The 16,174-nt window shown below is 40.9% G+C and carries 16 protein-coding genes and 1 pseudogene; 13 read left to right on the top strand and 4 right to left on the bottom strand.

The genetic code is table 11. The features are described 5' to 3' along the window. Positions 1-17: 17 nt before the first annotated feature. From A7P54_RS01175 to aguA (A7P54_RS01150), 6 genes are all read left to right on the top strand, one after another. A complete protein-coding gene (locus A7P54_RS01175; RefSeq protein ID WP_171548396.1) occupies positions 18-773 on the top strand; it encodes a TorF family putative porin in 756 nt (251 codons plus the stop codon). 465 nt (positions 774-1,238) lie between these two features. After that, entirely contained in the window at positions 1,239-2,498 is a 1,260-nt protein-coding gene (locus A7P54_RS01170; protein ID WP_171548395.1) for a Zn-dependent hydrolase, read from the top strand. A gap of 76 nt (positions 2,499-2,574) precedes the next feature. After that, positions 2,575-3,975 (top strand): aminotransferase, encoded by a 1,401-nt coding sequence (locus A7P54_RS01165; RefSeq protein WP_004808078.1) that lies wholly within the window; start codon positions 2,575-2,577, stop codon positions 3,973-3,975. A gap of 204 nt (positions 3,976-4,179) precedes the next feature. Beyond that, complete coding sequence (locus A7P54_RS01160) at positions 4,180-5,595, top strand: aldehyde dehydrogenase family protein (RefSeq protein WP_171548394.1); 1,416 nt, start codon at positions 4,180-4,182, stop codon at positions 5,593-5,595. Positions 5,596-5,712: 117 nt separating this feature from the next. Beyond that, positions 5,713-7,041, top strand: coding sequence for an amino acid permease (locus tag A7P54_RS01155; RefSeq protein WP_005316517.1), 1,329 nt, complete (start codon positions 5,713-5,715; stop codon positions 7,039-7,041). A 57-nt stretch (positions 7,042-7,098) separates the two neighbouring features. Further along, positions 7,099-8,184 carry an agmatine deiminase gene (gene aguA, locus A7P54_RS01150; RefSeq protein WP_171548393.1) on the top strand — a complete coding sequence of 362 codons (1,086 nt, stop codon included), beginning with the start codon at positions 7,099-7,101 and terminating at the stop codon, positions 8,182-8,184. A 60-nt stretch (positions 8,185-8,244) separates the two neighbouring features. Here aguA (A7P54_RS01150) and A7P54_RS01145 read toward each other — a convergent pair whose 3' ends face one another. From A7P54_RS01145 to aguA (A7P54_RS01135), 3 genes are read right to left on the bottom strand one after another with little or no spacing between them, the layout of a single operon-like run. Further along, entirely contained in the window at positions 8,245-8,559 is a 315-nt protein-coding gene (locus A7P54_RS01145; RefSeq protein WP_005202770.1) for an SMR family transporter, read from the bottom strand. Between the two features lie 3 nt (positions 8,560-8,562). Continuing rightward, positions 8,563-8,871 (bottom strand): SMR family transporter, encoded by a 309-nt coding sequence (locus A7P54_RS01140; RefSeq protein ID WP_004808070.1) that lies wholly within the window; start codon positions 8,869-8,871, stop codon positions 8,563-8,565. A 51-nt stretch (positions 8,872-8,922) separates the two neighbouring features. Further along, entirely contained in the window at positions 8,923-10,014 is a 1,092-nt protein-coding gene (aguA, locus tag A7P54_RS01135; protein ID WP_171548392.1) for an agmatine deiminase, read from the bottom strand. 645 nt (positions 10,015-10,659) lie between these two features. Here aguA (A7P54_RS01135) and A7P54_RS18870 point away from each other — a divergent pair. The 3 genes and pseudogenes from A7P54_RS18870 to A7P54_RS01125 all read left to right on the top strand — a co-directional run bounded on the left by A7P54_RS18870 (position 10,660) and on the right by A7P54_RS01125 (position 12,560). Then, on the top strand, positions 10,660-10,932 hold the full coding sequence (locus A7P54_RS18870) for a hypothetical protein (protein ID WP_005202776.1): 273 nt from the start codon (positions 10,660-10,662) through the stop codon (positions 10,930-10,932). A gap of 258 nt (positions 10,933-11,190) precedes the next feature. Beyond that, positions 11,191-11,632 (top strand): annotated as a pseudogene (locus A7P54_RS01130) (SRPBCC family protein). Between the two features lie 118 nt (positions 11,633-11,750). After that, the gene (locus A7P54_RS01125) at positions 11,751-12,560 is read left to right on the top strand and encodes an SDR family NAD(P)-dependent oxidoreductase (RefSeq protein ID WP_171548391.1); all 810 of its coding nucleotides are present in this window, start codon (positions 11,751-11,753) and stop codon (positions 12,558-12,560) included. Positions 12,561-12,618: 58 nt separating this feature from the next. Here A7P54_RS01125 and A7P54_RS01120 read toward each other — a convergent pair whose 3' ends face one another. Next, complete coding sequence (locus A7P54_RS01120; protein WP_004808058.1) at positions 12,619-13,431, bottom strand: IclR family transcriptional regulator; 813 nt, start codon at positions 13,429-13,431, stop codon at positions 12,619-12,621. A 267-nt stretch (positions 13,432-13,698) separates the two neighbouring features. Between A7P54_RS01120 and A7P54_RS01115 the strand changes: the two genes are divergently transcribed. Genes A7P54_RS01115 through A7P54_RS01100 form a run of 4 tightly spaced genes read left to right on the top strand, consistent with a single transcriptional unit; the run spans position 13,699 to position 16,171 of the window. After that, the gene (locus A7P54_RS01115; protein ID WP_004808056.1) at positions 13,699-14,004 is read left to right on the top strand and encodes a non-heme iron oxygenase ferredoxin subunit; all 306 of its coding nucleotides are present in this window, start codon (positions 13,699-13,701) and stop codon (positions 14,002-14,004) included. Between the two features lie 25 nt (positions 14,005-14,029). Next, complete coding sequence (locus A7P54_RS01110; RefSeq protein WP_171548390.1) at positions 14,030-14,329, top strand: recombinase-like helix-turn-helix domain-containing protein; 300 nt, start codon at positions 14,030-14,032, stop codon at positions 14,327-14,329. A 17-nt stretch (positions 14,330-14,346) separates the two neighbouring features. Beyond that, positions 14,347-15,414: an aromatic ring-hydroxylating dioxygenase subunit alpha gene (locus A7P54_RS01105; RefSeq protein ID WP_171548389.1), complete on the top strand. Its 1,068-nt coding sequence runs from the start codon at positions 14,347-14,349 to the stop codon at positions 15,412-15,414. After that, positions 15,407-16,171: an SDR family oxidoreductase gene (locus tag A7P54_RS01100; RefSeq protein ID WP_216077006.1), complete on the top strand. Its 765-nt coding sequence runs from the start codon at positions 15,407-15,409 to the stop codon at positions 16,169-16,171. Before A7P54_RS01105 ends, A7P54_RS01100 begins: the two co-directional genes overlap by 8 nt. Positions 16,172-16,174 lie beyond the last annotated feature (3 nt).

Genomic DNA, 16,174 nt, shown 5'->3' with positions numbered 1-16,174 from the left:
ACTAATGGAATAAGTGAATGATAAAAAATACAGTGATGTTAGCGATTTTTACATCAGCAACTTTCTCGGCAATAGATGTGCAAGCCGCAGAACAGAAGGCTTTAAAGGATCAGTTTACTGTCAGTGGTTCGCTGGCATTTTTAACAGATTATTATTGGCGTGGAGCATCTTTAACTCAAGGCCAGCCTGCCTTACAAGGTAATTTAAGAGTAGATCATGATTCAGGATTGTATACACAGCTTTCTGCATCAAATGTACAGTTAGATATTGGTAGTAGCATAGAGCTTGCATATTACCTTGGCTATGATTACCACTTCAATGATCACTTAAGGCTGAATTTACAGTACTTAGATGTCAATTACCCTGGTGCAGACAAAGCTTTGCCACAGGTCGATTTTGAAGAATATTCAATTGGGCTATTTACATCAGGGCTGTTAAATCAACAAGATCAATTGAATCTATCATTTTATTATTCACCAGACTACACCCTCGAAACAGGGAAGATGCTGCGTTATGAGGTCGGTTATCGCTATCCTGTCGCTGACCAATGGAATGCTTATGCACAGGCTGCCTATAACCAGTTCTCAAGTAACGAGGCCTATGAATTACTGTGGGCAACTGATGAAAAGAAACATTTTTATGATTATAAAGTAGGCGTCGATTTTAACTATCAGGATTTTATTTTTGATCTGTATTATGCCGATGGCAATGTGAATAAGGCCTTGAAAAATGCCGATTCAACTGTGGTGTTTAGTTTGACTAGAACATTCTAATTGATCACTTTAAGATTTATAAAATCTACTCTTGTAAAATAAACAGCCTTAGGTCCAATGTTTTGAAAATATAGATGAATTCATCTTATTTTTAGCATAGACCTGAGGCTTTTTTTATTATGATGAGAAGAGAAAATAATAACGTCATCATCATATTTTTCCGCCGAATAAGACCAACATGTTTTACCTATAAAACAGAAAAATAAGGGTAGGAGCCAATTCAAATTTAAAGCTGATTTACAGTGGTTTAATAATAGGCAATTGAGCACTTTAAAAAATATAATTTTATTCTTTTTCCTGTTGGTTATTTTATTGAAAAATAATGCTTTTTAAAGTCTTTCTGAGTGGCTGTGAAATTGGTTCCTAAAGCAGTGTTGAAATTGGTACTCGTCTTTTCTTGAATTATTTATCAAAGTGGATACTAAGGCGACTCTAAAGATATTTAAAAAAGGGATGTGCAAGACAATGAGAGTGAATGCAGAGCGATTATGGCAAATGCTCATGGAAATGGCAAAAATTGGTGCGACTGATCAGGGCGGCAATACCCGTTTAGCACTCAGTGATGAAGATATTGCAGGTCGAGCTTTACTGCTGGAATGGGCAGAAAAAATCAATCTTTCAGTTCATTATGATGAAGTCGGAAATCTGATTTTACGCCGTGCAGGTCGAAACGAAAGTGCTTTACCGATTGTGATGGGGAGTCATCTTGATACACAACCTAAAGGCGGTCGCTTTGATGGAATTTATGGCGTGCTGGCGGGTATGGAAGTTTTACAGCGTTTAGCTGAAGAAAAAATAAGCACGGAACATCCACTTGAGCTTGTGGTTTGGATGAATGAAGAGGGTGCACGTTTTACCCCAGCGATGATGGGTTCTGCGGCTTTCGCGGGTGTTATTCCCAAGCAACAAATTTATGACAGCACAGATAAACAAGGTGTTTCCGTTTTTGCGGAACTGGTGCGTACTGGACAACTTGGCAATTACCCATTGGCTCGTCCATTCCAAGCCTATTACGAAGCGCATATCGAGCAAGGCCCTGTACTGGAAAAAAACGAGATTTCAATTGGTGTGGTGACGGGTGGACAAGCGATTCTCTGGCTGGATGTTGAAACCAAAGGTCGTGCTGCACACGCAGGCACTACGCCAATGAATCTGCGTAAAGACACCATGGTCGGGACTGCTGAAATGATTGTGGCTTTAGAGCAATGCATTTTGGAACAATTCCCAGAAGGTTTGGTGACATTTGGTGAAATGCAGGTCGCGAATTCATCACGTAATACCATTCCTGGTCAAATCCAGTGGACCATTGACTTACGTAATCCAGATGATGCCCAGCTCAAAGCAATGGAACAAGCAACGCATCAACTATTGCATTCACTCGCAGCACAACGAGATTTAGAGATCAGCATTTCACAACATTGGTTAAGCCCAGCGACCTATTTTGATCGCGTTTGTGTTGCAACTGTACAAGATGCTGTGGACAGCTTGGGATATAGCAATCAGACCATTGTCAGCGGCGCAGGCCATGATGCAATCAACATTGCCAAACACTGTCCGACGACCATGATTTTTATTCCATGTATCAATGGACTCAGCCATAACGAAGCAGAAGACATTTATGCGAATGACGCTGCACAAGGTGCTGATGTCTTGCTGAATGCCATTCTAAATTATGACAAACAACATGCTGCGCAAGATTCATCAGCGCATGCAGCAACTATTTAACGATTTTAGCCAAGAGCAAAATGTAGGAAATGCAGGCTTCTAAAAGAAGTACTGCGAATATTGAGGACGGACAACGATGAACTCTAAATTACCAGTAGAAATTGATATTCAAGATATCTGGCAAAAAGATAAAGACCATGTAATTCACCCATGGACTGATTTTTCGACATTTAAAGACGAAGGCTCTTTAATTATGTCTAAAGGCGAAAATGTCTATGTCTATGATGCACATGGCAATAAATACCTAGATGGTATCGGTGGCTTATGGTGTGTCAATGTCGGCTATGGACGTAAAGAAATTGCAGATGCGGTTGCTGAGCAAATTATGCAATTGCCTTATTACTCTCCATTTGGACATCAAACCACTGCGCCAGCAGCGAAGTTGGCGGCCAAACTGGCAGAGCTAGCACCGGGTAACTTAAACCATGTGTTCTATGGTTGTGGTGGTTCAGTTGCCAATGATACCGCTGTGCGTTTGATTCATCATTATTTTTATCAAATTGGCAAGCCATCTAAGAAAAAACTGATTGCACGTAAGGATGCTTATCACGGCAGTACTTATATCAGTATGACCCTAACAGGGATTGAAGCCGATCATGTTGGCTTTGAGATTCACAATCAATTAGTCCATCACGTTTCATGCCCGAACCCATACCGTAAGCCTGAATCTCAATCGATGGAAGATTTCTGTAATGAAAAAGTACAGGAACTGGAAGATACGATTTTGGAGTTAGGCCCAGATAACGTTGCAGCATTCTTTGCTGAGCCAATTATGGGTGCAGGCGGTGTGATTGTTCCACCAGAAGGCTATCATGCCAAGACCTTAGCCGTGTGTAAAAAGTACAACGTGTTGTATGTGTCTGATGAAGTGGTGACTGCATTTGGTCGTTTGGGGCATATGTTTGCTTCAGAGGCGGTATTTGGCATCGTTCCAGACATCATTACTTGTGCCAAAGGCTTGTCTTCAGGTTACTTGCCATTAGGTGCAACCATTATCTCTGATGAAATTTATGATGCGATCAGCAAACCACACCATGAAGGCGGTCTGTTAACCCATGGTTTCACTTATTCAGGTCATCCAGTGAGTTGTGTTGCTGCACTGAAAAATATTGAAATCATTGAAAAAGAAAATATTTGTGAGCATGTGCAAGACATGGGCGCTTATTTTGAGGAACAGTTAAAAACCTTGGCTGATCTTGAAATCGTCGGTGAAGTACGTGGCAAAAAATTCATGATGTGTATTGAAAACTTACGTAATAAACAAACCAAAGAACTCTTCGATCGTTCGGTAGGTGTTGGAAAACGTATTGCCAATCATTGTCAAAAATTAGGGCTGATCGTGCGTCCAGTCGGTCACATGAATGTGTTGTCTCCACCACTGATCTTGACCCGTGAGCAAGTTGATTTTGCAGTGAAGACTTTACGTCATGCAATTCAAAATACCATTCAAGAGCTGAAAGCCGAAGGGCATTTATAAGCTGAAAAATCAGTATTTATTTCCCCTAATTTCAACTTGCCTTAAGGGGTGAGTTGAGCTCCTCAACCACAACAGGCTGAGGTGAAACAAAAGACATGGACCGAAATGGCTGAGTAATTAAGGTCGATACCGTTTTAAGTTGCACTGAAATAATGGCAATCATAAAGCTTAAAGCAGATGTATCACCCGAAGGCGAGTAAGCAGATGAAGAATTATATCAATGGAAAGTGGCAGGCAACCACAGGTACAGCACAGATTGCAGTCATCAACCCGAATAATGAAGCGCAGATTTTGGATTATACCGCTGCTTCTACACAGGATGTTGATGCGGCTGTTGCTGCTGCGAATCAGGCGCTCGATGCTTGGAGTATGACCACACCTCAACAACGAGCAGAATGGTTAAACAAAATCGCTGACCAGCTTGAAACTGAGAAAACTCGCCTGATTGAACTTTCGCATCGAAATAATGGCAAGTCATCTGAGCAAGCGCAGGTGGATGTTGAAAATAGTATCAAGTGCTATCGCTATTATGCAGATTTAGTGCAGAGCATGGCGTTTAGTCAAACTACACAATGCGAGGATGGGACTGAACTCACCCATCAACAGAACCCTGTGGGCGTGGTTGCATTAATTACGCCGTGGAATTTTCCGTTAATCACCAGTGCATGGAAAATTGCACCTGCTTTAGCCGCAGGTTGTAGCATTGTTTTTAAACCCTCTGAACTGGTGCCTTTACCTGAATATGCTTTTACTGAAATTTTAGATCAAATCCAGTTTCCACAAGGGGTGTTTAACCTGATTCTTGGGGATGCTGTCGCAGCACAACATTTGGTGGTGCATGTGGATGTACAAAAAGTCTCATTTACGGGCAGCACTGAAGTTGGAATTCATGTGATGCAGGCTGCGGCACCCTCTGTCAAACGTGTGACTTTGGAACTCGGTGGTAAATCACCGATTTTAATTCTGGAAGATGCTGATTTAGATGAAGCAGTCGATAAAGCATTGGGTGGCATGTTCTATAACAGCGGTCAAATGTGTTCTGCGACATCACGCTTATTGGTGCATCAATCCATTGCCAAACCTTTCTACCAAAAATTGAAAGTCGCCGTAGAGTCGATGCAGCTTGGCACGGATCTTACCGGACCCTTCGCGATGGGGCCGATGACCACGCAAAAGCAATTCAATAAAGTGCATGAATACTTAGACATTGCGCAGAAAGAAAAACTTCAGGCATTGGTTGATCTGAATCAAATTGCTTTACCGAGCAAAGGTTTCTTTATTCAGCCACACGTTTTTATTGATGTACCTACTGACAGCCGACTGTGGAAAGAAGAAATTTTTGGTCCTGTGATGTGTTGCCGTAGTTTTGCAACCGAGGATGAGGCTGTGCGCTTAGCCAATGATTCTGAGTTTGGTTTAGCTGCAACTATCATGACGGGTTCTGTGGCGCACGGTAAAAAAATTGCTAAACGCTTGCGTTCAGGCCACATCTGGATCAATTCATTCCAGATGATTCAGCCTGGCTCATTGTGGGGTGGTTTTAAAAAGAGTGGTATTGGGCGTGAACTCGGTGAGTCTGGCATTCAAAGTTATTTAGAGGAAAACGTCATTACGATTTAACCATTTTAAACAGGTTATTGGATCGAGAAAGGGACTTCTCTTTTCAATACAACGCCGACTCGGTGAAAAAAAACAATGCACTAAATAAGAGTTTGCATTGATGTAGGAGAAATATGCATGGAAAGCGATAATAATCGGAAAGGGCTTTCACTTTGGCAAGTCGTTGTTATTGGTGTGGCCTATATGGCGCCCGCAACGGTATTTGATACCTTTGGTATTATTTCCAGAGTGACAGAAGGACGTGTCCCACTGGCCTATGTTTTGGCGTTGATTGCAATGCTGTTAACCGCTTTTAGTTATGCGCGATTCAGTAAATTGTCACCCAAGTCAGGATCTGCTTATACCTATACAACAGATACCTGTGGTAAGACGGCTGGTTTTTTTGTGGGCTGGTGTTCGTTGATTGATTATCTGCTGATCCCGCTGGTCAATGTACTATTGGCGTCTTTCTATCTGAATGCATTGATGCCTGATATCTCCTATACCGGATGGGTGCTCATCATGGTGGGGCTGTTAACCTTGATTAATAGTTTCCGCATCAATATTCTCGCCAATTTTAGTTTCATCTTTATTCTGGCCACGGTTGCCATGATGCTGGTGTTTATCTTTTTGGTGGTCACTGGCATTGGTAATTCTCACGGCTATGGCAGTGTGATGACGCTCACACCACTATTGAATGGCAATCCTGAATATCTGACCTTACTGACAGGTGTCTCACTGGTTTGTTTCTCATATTTAGGTTTCGATGCTGTTTCTACTTTGGCGCATGAAAGCAAGAACCCGACCAAGACCATTCCGCGTGCAATCATACTCACCACCTTATTGGGCGGGATTATCTTTATTACGGTGTCTTGGTTTGTGCAATTGTCTTTCCCTTCACTGGAACAGTTTAAAAATCCAGATGAAGCTTTACCTGAAATTGCACTCTATGTCGGTGGGGTATTCTTCCAGTCTGCCTTATTAACTGTACAAATCATGAATGCTTTTGCATCAGGTTTGGCCTCGCATGCCAGCGCATCGCGGTTGCTGTATATCATGGGCCGAGATGGGGTATTTAACCAAAAAGTATTTGGTTCCGTGAATGCTCGATTAGGCACACCTTTATATTCGATCTTTTTTGTCGGACTGATTTCGTTGCTTGCGATTGTCGTGGACTTAGCAACAGTCGTCAGTCTGGTGAGTTTTGGTGCCTTGATTGCTTTTACGATGGTGAACTTTTCGGTATTCATGAAATTTTTCGTGATCCGCAAAGAACGGGCTGGATTTAAAAATATTTTCTTCAATTTATTGCTGCCATTGGCTTCGGTGCTGTGTTTATTAGGGTTGTGGTTACATCTCGAAAAATCAGCTTTGGAGTTTGGCGGGATATGGCTAGCCACAGGTGTTTTGCTTTTGCTTTATAAAAAATTGAGAAAGCAGCCGATTTCCTTTGGCGCAACCACCTGAAGGTTTACTCAGTTAAAAAATGTTTCTAAGGATTTAAAAGTTGTGGAAAAACAGGATATGCAACAAACAATGAATACACCAAAGCAAGATGGTTTTCAGATGCCAGGCGAATGGTCGCCTCAAGAAGCGGTGTGGATGATTTGGCCTTATCGTACCGATAACTGGCGCGCCAATGGACAACCCGCTCAGCAGGCTTTCGCTCAAGTTGCTGCGGCAATTACTCAAACCACACCGGTGTTTATGGCCGTACCCTCTGCTGAAATGGATAAAGCCCGCCAAACGATGTCATCGCAAGTGACACTGGTTGAAATGGAAAGTGATGATGCGTGGACGCGTGATACGGGGCCAAGTATTGTCAAGAATGCTAAGGGAGAACGAAAAGGGATTAGTTGGGTGTTCAATGCGTGGGGCGGCGAAAATGGCGGCTTATACTTTCCATGGGACCAAGATCAATTGATTGCTCAGCAGATTTCAGCACGACATGATCTTGAAACCTATTCGACCTCTCTCATTTTGGAAGGTGGTGCGATTCATGTGGATGGTGAAGGGACATTATTGACGACCTCAGAGTGCTTGCTTAATCCAAACCGAAATCCAAATCTGACGCAGACTGAAATTGAAAATACCCTCAAAGAATGTCTCGGCGTAAGCCAATTTATCTGGTTACCTGAAGGGGTATTCAATGATGAAACTGATGGGCATGTCGATAATATGTGCTGTTTCGTGCGCCCTGGTGAAGTTGCGTTACATTGGACGGATGATCCTCAAGACCCACAATATGCACGATCTGTGGCGGCATTAACGGTGCTGGAAAATAGTAAAGACGCACAAGGACGAAGTTTAAAAGTTTGGAAGTTACCATCACCAGGACCTTTATATGCCAGTGAAAATGAAACGATTGATGTTGAAAAAGGCAATGCTATTGAACGTTTTGAAGGTAATCGTTTAGCGGGGTCATATGTGAATTATCTGATCAGTAATCGGCAGATCATTTTCCCTTTACTGGATGAACGCACCGATGAGGAAGCTAAAGCATTGTTCCAGCAGATGTATCCTGATTATTTAATTACGGGTGTTCCTGCACGTGAGATTTTATTAGGCGGTGGCAATATTCACTGTATTACCCAGCAAATTCCAGCATAAATTGTAGCAAAGACAGCGATATAGGTGCTATATCGCTGTCTGGAACAATCTAAACGGTTTTTAACTGGCAAGTTTTAAGGTAATGACACCCGTGACAATGACACCGACATAAAAAAACTTCTCCATACTTTTTCGTTCACCCCAAAAGAAAATGCCCATTAAAATAGTACCGATCACACCGATACCCGTATAAACAGCATAAGAAATTGAAACATCAATGTTTTTCATCGCCATATGTAATAAAAACAGCGAAGCTGAAAGTGACACAATGTAGAGTGGAATCGCAGTTCGGTATTTTTTATGAATCAGGTCACGAATACTTTTCACGACAAATATTTCTAATATCCCAGATGCAATTAACAATAGCCAGCTCATGCTTTAGTCTCCGATCTGTTTTAATTTGACCACACCAATAATGATCATCACAATTGCAATCACGGAAATAAAATTGACTGGATTCTCAATAATATAAGTGTCAAACAGAAACGTTCCTAAGGTTCCAAGAACAACAAAAAAAACATAGGCATAAGAGGGCTTCATTTTTTTTGCTGCTAAGAATAAAAATAGGAAACTTCCGACAATAAAGAAAACCGTAAATGACCATTCAAATAAGTTTCGAGAATACTTTAGGCCAATGGCCCAAAGTATTTCGAATGAACTCGCAATGAATAAATATAACCAAGCCATAAGAACTCACCGTAAGTAGATTAATGAACAAATAAGCAATCCGTGCAGATGCTATTTGGGAATTTGCTGGGTAATACAATGAATATTGCCGCCACCTAATAAAATCTCACGTGCAGGAACGCCAGTGATTTGATAATCAGGATACATTTTGTGGAACAAAATATAGGCTTGATCATCGGTTCTTTCATCCAATAAAGGAAAGATAATCTGCTGATTACTGATCAGATAATTCACATATGATCCCGCTAAACGATTACCTTCAAAACGTTCAATGGCATTGCCTTTTTCAACATCAATGGTTTCATTTTCACTGGCATACAAAGGTCCTGGCGCGGGTAATTTCCACACCTTCAGCTTCCTGCCTTTTGCATCAGTTACTGATTCGAGAATGTCTAATGCCTGTCTTGAACTTGCATACTGTGGATCATTCTGATCATCTGTCCAATGTAGTGCCACTTCGCCTGGACGGACAAAGCAACACATGTTGTCGATATGCCCATCGGTCTCATCGTTATACACACCCAATGGCAACCAAATGAATTTCTCAATGCCAAGTAAGGTGGAAAGTTCATGCTCAATCTGCGCTTGTGTCATTTCTGGATTACGATTGGGATGCAGTAGACACTCTTTGGTTGTTAATAATGTTCCTTCACCATCGACATGAATGGCACCACCTTCTAAGACCATGCCAGACTGATGTAATGGGATGGAATGAAAATGGGCGACCTGACTGGCAACCTCAAGATCTTTATCCCAATTATCATACAAGCCACCATTTTTACCACCCCATGCATTAAAGACCCAATCAACAGCGACATTATTGTCTGCTGGATCTTTCACGATGGTTGGTCCGGTATCTCTCATCCACGCATCATCACTTTCAATTTCAACTAAGGTGACATGGGCGGGAATCGTGGCTTTTGCTTTATTCATTTCAGCATGGGGAACTGCCATAAATACCGGTGTGGTTTTAGAAATCGCTTCAGCGACTTTGGCAAAGGCTTGCTGTGCAGGCAATGCACCTTGTCTCCAGTTATCGGTACGATAAGGCCAAATCATCCAAACACATTGTTGTGGCGTCCATTCTGCGGGCATTTTATACATATGATTTTTCATGTGCTTAAACTTCATATCAGGTTTCATTGATCCGATATTAGTTCAGATATTTTGAATGTTAAATAAAGGAGCTATCAGTTTTTTTGAAATCTCAAGGTTTAAATACTGGTTAAATTGCCGATTTAAAGAGAACGGAAAAATAAAATAAATAAAGATATGAATGAGTTGACGCGAGTTCGAAGAAGCATAAAACAGAGTTTTTTTTCTAAGCTATGGACAATAACTTATGAATAAATGACCTAAAATGTATAGGAAAATGAAGAAACTAGTACTATTTTCATCTCACGAATATGTAGCTGTATTTAGCTACAGAGAAAGAACAATAGAGAGTGTATATATGCATGATGTGTAGAATAAAAACGATTCATCAGTTATCCAATCTCATTATGTGCTGAATACCAGTTTTAATTGGTTTGAATATTATATTGTTGTGGTTGATATGTGATCTATGAGATGTATCATCAGATAGGTTTGGATTTTATATTAAACTCTAAAATAAATTTATAATTTTGTCCTAATCTGTTTTTATTTTATGTTTAATTTGTTGGTTAGGCATTTAGCGTGTTTTATCGTATAAAGAAAAGACTGTATTGTTAATTTATTAGGTTTTTTATGTCCACTTAATGTGGGTAATTTTTAATATGATCTTCCTTTTGTTCTTGAGAATTGATAGTGAAGAAATGGGTGTGTAAGAACTGTGGTTTATATAAGAAAGTTATTCCAAGTAGTATTAAGTCAGGACGAAAAGTTTTTTTTATACATGATGCTGATAATATCGGTAAGCTAAATAAAATAATAAGTAAAGGGACGGTTGTTAGCCGTAATCAAGATGTTTTGATCATACTGAGTGAGGGCGTTTTATTCATGATTAAAGACAGCGATGTCTATCCAGAAGATGCACCTGTATATTTTGTCTATAACATGTTTGGGACGTGTGAATGTTAAGTACTTTATTGGCTTTATTTTAGCTAAAATTATGGTTTTTATGCGTTTTATAGGGATAGAAATTGGCACAAAAAGTCAAATTAAAGACGCAGTGTCAAGATAAATCATCGGCAGTCTATATAATGCTCAGGAAAGTAGTCCCGAAATTTATATCAATAAGCAGCTATATAGTACTATTCAGGTTTTGATTTAATTCAGAGTGAAGCTGGTTTTATATTACATAATTTTCGGGGGAGACGATGAGAAGGATGATGTCGAATGCCCAAATTTGTTGTAATGAAACAAAACTTTAATGCACCAGTAGACCTTATTTTTCATCTTTTTTCAAAACATCGAACCTTTAATACGGTTTTATGGCCGCTACAATCGGTTGTGATTAAAGCTTCTACGGATGATCACAATACAGATGGTGTGGGTTCAATACGAAAGATGGGCTTCGGGATCTTTAAACCGATTCAAGAAGAGATCACGCAGAGTTTGCCCAATCAGATGATTGAATATCAAATGCTAAAGAATTGCTTGTTCAGTTATCATTTGGGGCGATTGGAGTTTGAAGAATTAGATGGACGTACCCATCTGGTTAGAGAGCAAAGTCCCATTCCTTACAGAAATAACCTTGATGCAGTTGCAGACATCGGCAAACCATGGGCTAAAGAAAATTGCAGCTAAAATTAACCAGTTTCAAATTAAGGCCTTATAGCCAATGAGTAGCTGATAAAAAATAGAAAACAACATAAGTTTGATCGCGATACGTTATAGCTACTGTAGGATAAGTAAATCGACAGATTTGAAGTGGTATTCTGATCAAGGAGAAAGCAATGGATGTAATGGACAAGACCATCATTATTACGGGTGCTTCAAGTGGGATTGGTGAACAAGCTGCCATACAACTGGCGCAAGCAGGAGCTACAGTTTGTCTGATTGCGCGTCGTTTAGATGAGTTGCAAAGAATTCAAACCGGCATTCAGGCTCAAGGGGGACGAGTCTTTATTTATCAGGCCGATTTGACTGATGTAGAACAAGCACAAAGCTGCATCGCTCAGATTTTGACTGAACATCAGAACATTGATGTTTTGGTGAATAATGCAGCCCGTTCCATTCGCCGTCCGATTCTTGAATCGCTTGATCGTCTACATGACTATACACGTACCATGCAAATTAATTATTTTGCAGCAGTGAATTTGACACTGGGTTTATTGCCGCATTTTTTGGCCAATGGCGCAGGGCATATTGTCAATATCTCGACCATGTCCACTCAAGTGCCAATTCCGTTGTTCTCAGCTTATCTCGCGAGTAAATCTGCACTCGAGTCTTTTTCCCGTTCATTATCCATGGAACTGAAAGATAAAGGCATTGATGTCAGTATTGTGTATTTTCCAATGGTCAGAACGCCAATGTCATCCAAGACCGCAATCTACAAACACATGAAAATGTTAGATACACCTGCTGCTGCAGGTTGGATTGTGAAAGCGATTCAAGAAAAATCCTATCGTGTCAGTAGTAAAACAGGTTTGGTTGCCAATGCAGTATTGAATACAGTACCTACATGGATGATGAATTTGTCGCGTCCTTTATTCGATGCAATGGATAAACGTTTAAAAAATAAATTAAAGACAGATCAAACCTGATAATTGAAGTCTGAAAATCTAAACAAAAAAGCAGCTTTCGCTGTTTTTTTGTTATCCCTTAATAGATAAATTTAGAAATTTTATCTGCACTCTGAATCACTGTATCGGCAATTTCATTTCTAAAATAATGTTCATCATAACTGCCTAAAGGGCAACTGACAGAGAGTACCGCCGCCATTTGATGGGTGGATTGTTTAAAAATCGGTGCAGCACAGGCTGCCATATCGTGATTGTAATGTCCCCAACTGACCATAGAACGTTGGGTTTTGACAAAACTGAGGCGTTGTAACAGCTCTTTGAGGTTTTTAGGGGTGAGTTCTGAGAATGTATCCCATTGATTAAAGTGTTTATAACGGTCACGAATTTCCGTTTCGCTCAGATCTGCCAACATCATTTGTCCAATCACGGTGGCATGTGCGGGCCAGCGCGTGCCGAGCCCAATATTGCTGGTGAAGGTGCCATTCGATTGAATGTTATTGATAAAGACAATATGCGTGCCTTCCAGAATGGATAAATGCACCGCCAGTTGGGTTTGATCACGCAGTTCTTTCATCAAAGGTGTAGCTAAATCTAATAAGGATTGTTTAGACAAACTATTAAAGCCGAGCTCCATGACTTTTGAATCGAGTGCATAGGTCTTTTGTGACGCCTTGCGTAGAAAGCCACATGATTCCAGTGTGTAGATCAGTCGAAAGGCACTGGAACGGTTGACATCGAGAACTTCGGCAATTTCAGTAATGGTCATTTCTTGGGTTTGTTGATTAAAGGCTTGCAAAATTGCCAAGCCACGCACTAAGCCAGGGACTAAATAGCGATCATCATTTTTTGTCAGTTCAGATTCTTGAGAGTCTGTTTCAATGCTTGAATTCATCAGTTTAATTTTCCTACAAAAAAACGCAAATCATAAAAATTTAATTTTCTTAGAATTCTATTCTAACTGCAAAGCATAACGAAAAGATAGTTTTATATATGAAACAAAATTTCCCAAGTAAAACGTAAAAGAATGTGTAATAAATATCAAATTAATGATTTTTAAAGATTTATATTGTTTGACATAAAAAACAGCATCGGAGTATTCTTTATTAAAGTTTGTTATATCAAATATTGTTTTATATATAAAACAAATGAGGATGCAAGGATGAGTTGGATCTCAGTTTGTCAGCAAGACGACGTGACCGAAGACGAGCCGAAAGCCATTGAAGTCGACGGTAAGAAAATTGGCGTATTTTTCATCGATGATCATTACTTTGCCATCGAGAATGTTTGCCCACATGCCTTTGCCTTGTTAACAGAAGGCTTTATCGAAGATCAAACAGTGGAATGTCCATTGCATGAGGCGATCTTTGATATCCAGACAGGTGAGTTGAAGAGTGGACCTGGATGCCGTGATTTGTGCACCTATCCTGTACGTGTTGAAGGGCAGGACGTTCAAATTCAACTATAAGTTTTATTTTAAAGGATGGAATCTCATGAAAACTTTTAATGAGAAGCTAGCGAACTGGATTCATGCCACGCCAGCGACTGAAGCAGGGATTAACAATATTCAGATACCGGGACAGGCAGAGCTGCTGGTTTGGCAAACACGTTATAAAGAGCCAACTGTCTATGAACAGGATTTTGTTCAACATCTCATCAAAGCCTTTTCTATAGGCGTCACTGAACTTACTGATTTAGTCCAGTCTTTAAACCAGCAAGGTTTTCGCTGTGAATCTGGTGAGCTTTGGACTTCTGAAAAATTCTCAGAAGAAATGCAACGTTTAGGTTATTAATTCAAGGAAGAATAGTGATGAACGCAGCAGTATCAGTTACTCCAAGTGTAGAAGAGTATTTAGATTTAGGTTTACGTGATCAGTGGCATCCTGTGTTAGCAAGCTGGGAAGTGGCTGCAAATCCAGTCGGTATTACCCGTTTAGGCGAAAATATCGTGGTTTGGCGTGATGCGGAAGGTCAGATTCATGCTTTGGAAGATCGCTGTCCGCATCGTGGCGCACGTCTTTCTTTAGGTTGGAATCTGGGCAATCGTGTTGCTTGCTGGTATCACGGTGTTGAAGTTCGCCATGATGGTGTGGTGGAAGATGTGCCTGCAGTACATGATTGTCCAATGAAAGGCAGCTCATGTGTCAAAAGCTATCCTGTGATTGAGCAGCATGGTGCAATTTTTATGTGGTTTGGTATTGATGCCAATGAAGCGCCTAAGCCGCTAGATTTTCCTGAACAACTGGCAAGTGAAGAATGGAGTTCATTCTTATGTCAGGCGGACTGGAAAGTGAATCATCAGTACGCGATTGATAATGTGATGGATCCGATGCACGGTAGCTATTTGCATTGCACCTCACACTCAATGGCAGAGGGCGACCGTACTGCGGAAATGAAACACCGTTCGACCCCAAATGGTTTTATTTTTGAAAAAGAAGGTCAAGTCGGTGTGAATTTTGACTGGGTTGAATATGCCAATACCGGTGCAAGCTGGTTACGTCTCTCAATCCCGTATCGTAAAGATTTTGGTCCAGGCGGTGAATTCTGGATTGTCGGTTATGCCACACCAATTGATGAAAAAAATACCCGTGTATTCTTCTGGCGTTGTCGTAAAGTCAGTGGCTGGCAACGTCATGTGTGGCGTTTTCTGTATCGTAACCATTTAGAAAAATTGCATTGGGATGTGTTGGAGCAAGATCGGATTATTTTAGAAAATCTTGCACCAAATGCACGTCGCCATGAATTTCTCTATCAACATGATGTCGGTCTTTCACGTTTACGCCGTTTAATGAAAAAAGAAGCGGAAAAACAGTTAAAGAAAATTGCAGCACTCAATAGCTCAAACCGTATTGAAATGCAGGAACAAGTCCATGGTTAATGTCGCATTGTTACAGGACAAAAAAGTCCTTGTCACAGGTGCGGCAAGAGGCTTGGGTCGAGACTTTGCACAGGCGATTGCGGAAGCAGGTGCTCAAGTGATCATGGCAGATGTCTTGACAGATCTGGTGCAAAGCGAAGCAACAGCATTACGGGCACAAGGTTTAAGCGTTGATGCAGTCAGCATTGATCTGGCAAATGCGAACTCGATTGAACAGGCGGTTCAACAGGCTGCTGAGCATTTAGGTGGCATTGATGGTTTGGTGAATTGTGCTGCACTGGCAACCAATGTGGGTGGCAAAAGCATGATGGATTATGACGCTGATCTGTGGGATCGGGTGATGAACATCAATGTCAAAGGCACGTGGTTAGTCACAAAGGCATGTGTGCCTTATCTCAGCGAATCGAATGCAGGCAAGATCATTAATGTCGCTTCGGATACCGCCTTATGGGGTGCGCCGAATCTGATGGCCTATGTGGCAAGCAAAGGTGCCTTGACTGCAATGACGCGTTCCATGGCGAGAGAACTTGGGCCTTTCAATATCTGTATTAATACGCTTTCACCGGGATTGACTTTGGTTGAAGCAACAGCCTATGTGCCACAAGAACGTCATGATTTATATGTGAATGGTCGTGCGATTCAACGTCAGCAATTACCACAGGATTTGAACGGAACAGCCCTTTATTTGCTATCAGATTTGTCCTCGTTTGTGACAGGACAGAATATTCCAGTAAATGGCGGTTTTGTCTTTAATTAAGGA

The sequence above is a fragment of the Acinetobacter sp. Ac_3412 genome, from assembly GCF_013072675.1.
Taxonomy (GTDB): domain Bacteria; phylum Pseudomonadota; class Gammaproteobacteria; order Pseudomonadales; family Moraxellaceae; genus Acinetobacter; species Acinetobacter higginsii.
Note: the sequence above shows the minus strand (reverse complement) of the source record. Positions and strands in the feature narration are given on the sequence as shown.

Coding starts and splice junctions, on each gene's coding strand:
- A7P54_RS01100 (WP_216077006.1), top strand. CDS start 15,407: ATGGTTAATGTCGCATTGTTACAGGACAAAAAAGTCCTTGTCACAGGT.
- A7P54_RS01175 (WP_171548396.1), top strand. CDS start 18: ATGATAAAAAATACAGTGATGTTAGCGATTTTTACATCAGCAACTTTC.
- A7P54_RS01110 (WP_171548390.1), top strand. CDS start 14,030: ATGAAAACTTTTAATGAGAAGCTAGCGAACTGGATTCATGCCACGCCA.
- A7P54_RS01155 (WP_005316517.1), top strand. CDS start 5,713: ATGGAAAGCGATAATAATCGGAAAGGGCTTTCACTTTGGCAAGTCGTT.
- A7P54_RS01170 (WP_171548395.1), top strand. CDS start 1,239: ATGAGAGTGAATGCAGAGCGATTATGGCAAATGCTCATGGAAATGGCA.
- A7P54_RS01120 (WP_004808058.1), bottom strand. CDS start 13,431: ATGAATTCAAGCATTGAAACAGACTCTCAAGAATCTGAACTGACAAAA.
- aguA (WP_171548392.1), bottom strand. CDS start 10,014: ATGAAACCTGATATGAAGTTTAAGCACATGAAAAATCATATGTATAAA.
- A7P54_RS01115 (WP_004808056.1), top strand. CDS start 13,699: ATGAGTTGGATCTCAGTTTGTCAGCAAGACGACGTGACCGAAGACGAG.
- A7P54_RS01125 (WP_171548391.1), top strand. CDS start 11,751: ATGGATGTAATGGACAAGACCATCATTATTACGGGTGCTTCAAGTGGG.
- aguA (WP_171548393.1), top strand. CDS start 7,099: ATGCAACAAACAATGAATACACCAAAGCAAGATGGTTTTCAGATGCCA.
- A7P54_RS01165 (WP_004808078.1), top strand. CDS start 2,575: ATGAACTCTAAATTACCAGTAGAAATTGATATTCAAGATATCTGGCAA.
- A7P54_RS01140 (WP_004808070.1), bottom strand. CDS start 8,871: ATGGCTTGGTTATATTTATTCATTGCGAGTTCATTCGAAATACTTTGG.
- A7P54_RS01160 (WP_171548394.1), top strand. CDS start 4,180: ATGAAGAATTATATCAATGGAAAGTGGCAGGCAACCACAGGTACAGCA.
- A7P54_RS01105 (WP_171548389.1), top strand. CDS start 14,347: ATGAACGCAGCAGTATCAGTTACTCCAAGTGTAGAAGAGTATTTAGAT.
- A7P54_RS01145 (WP_005202770.1), bottom strand. CDS start 8,559: ATGAGCTGGCTATTGTTAATTGCATCTGGGATATTAGAAATATTTGTC.